This is a genomic window from Aquicoccus porphyridii, assembly GCF_008369105.1.
Lineage (GTDB): Bacteria > Pseudomonadota > Alphaproteobacteria > Rhodobacterales > Rhodobacteraceae > Aquicoccus > Aquicoccus porphyridii.
In genome coordinates this window covers 1-941 of record NZ_VINQ01000061.1, presented here as the reverse complement: position 1 = coordinate 941, position 941 = coordinate 1, and the positions used below count along the sequence as shown (strand labels likewise).

The following is a 941-nucleotide window of genomic DNA, read 5'->3' as shown; positions in this document are numbered from 1 at the left end:
TCAGACCTGACGTTGGACAAGCTCATCCTGAAGGAGGCTGCACGGGGAAACTTCTGAGCGCCGCTCGCCGCCGGGCCTGCATCGATCATGTGCGCAGCACGTTCACAATCTCTGAGCGTCGGGCTTGTCGTGTCCTGGGCCAGCACCGTTCCACGCAGAGGAAGATGCCCCAAGGTCGTGCCGATGAGGAGCGCTTGGTCGCGGACATGATCGCGCTGGCGCGTCAGTTTGGTCGCTACGGCTATCGTCGGATCGGGGCCCTGCTGAGAGATGCGGGCTGGGAGGTGAACGACAAGCGCGTCGAGCGCCTATGGCGGCGAGAGGGGCTGAAGGTACCGATGAAACAACCGAAGAAGGCACGGCTCTGGCTGAACGATGGATCCTGCGTCCGGCTCCGGCCGGAGTATCAGAACCACGTCTGGAGCTATGACTTCGTGCATTGCCGGACCGCGGACGGAAAGGTCTTCAGGATACTCAACATCCTGGACGAGCACAGCCGGGAATGCCTGGCAATCAAGGTGAAGCGCAAGCTGAACTCCGGGGATGTCATCGACACACTGAGCGACCTGTTCATCATGCGGGGGCGTGCCGGCTTACATCCGGTCAGACAACGGCCCGGAGTTCGTGGCGCAGGCGGTGCAGGACTGGATTGCCGCCGTCGGCGCCAAGACTGCTTACATCGAGCCTGGGTCGCCCTGGAAGAACGGATGCTGCGAGAGCTTCAATGCCAGGTTCCGCGATGAACTCCTCAACGGCGAGGTCTTATACAGCCTGCGTGAGGCGCAGATCCTGATCGAACAATGGAGGAAACACGACAACACGAAGCGACCATACAGTACATTGGGCTACCGCCCTCCCGCCCCGGAAATCATTGTCACGATGGACCCAAGGCCGGTCATGCACTAACAATCAAACCGGACCACTTAGGTGGGGTTGATCAA

General features: G+C 60.6%; 1 pseudogene. It reads left to right on the top strand.

Annotated elements, in window-relative coordinates:
- Nucleotides 1-906 (top strand): annotated as a pseudogene (locus FLO80_RS21735) (IS3 family transposase); the annotation flags it as partial.
- Between the last annotated feature and the right edge of the window lie 35 nt (nucleotides 907-941).